Source organism: Bacillus cereus group sp. N21, from assembly GCF_016483395.1.
Lineage (GTDB): Bacteria > Bacillota > Bacilli > Bacillales > Bacillaceae_G > Bacillus_A > Bacillus_A pseudomycoides.
Genome location: NZ_JAEHBX010000236.1, coordinates 1 through 518, shown reverse-complemented (window position 1 = coordinate 518; position 518 = coordinate 1). Strand labels below are relative to the sequence as shown.

The following is a 518-nucleotide window of genomic DNA, read 5'->3' as shown; positions in this document are numbered from 1 at the left end:
AGACATATATACCTCCTTAAAAATATCTACTCTATATAATTCTTTATAACAATATAAATAAAAATAATAATATATTGCAAATAATTAGTTCGAATGTAAACTTTTCAATATTTGTTTACATTCAAATTACCTAAAACATTGACTTCACCCCGATTCCCCTGATATCATCAAAATTAGCAAGAAAAGTATACATTCAAAATACTATAAATAAAGAGATTGAAAAGTCCGTTGGAAATATTTAATACATTAAGATATTAATCTAAAAATAAAGAACGACTACTAAAAACAGTCGTTCTTTATTAATTAATTATTTATTTTACAAAGTTAAAAATTAACATACCTATTCCTACTAATAAACTCATTCCTAATATAAATAAAATCGTTCTATACACCCAATACGGAAAGAATTTCAATACATTTATAAAGAGCATAGCTCCACCTTGCTCTCCTGATCCAAGGCGTGTATGAACATAATTATTATGAAAATCTTTATTATATTTAAAAGCCATTAAAAGTGA

Annotated in this window: 1 protein-coding gene; it reads right to left on the bottom strand. The window is 24.1% G+C overall.

Annotated elements, in window-relative coordinates; genetic code table 11:
• Window positions 1-311 precede the first annotated feature (311 nt).
• Window positions 312-518: hypothetical protein (locus JDS96_RS30660; protein WP_199669113.1), on the bottom strand; the 207-nt coding region annotated here is incomplete at its 5' end.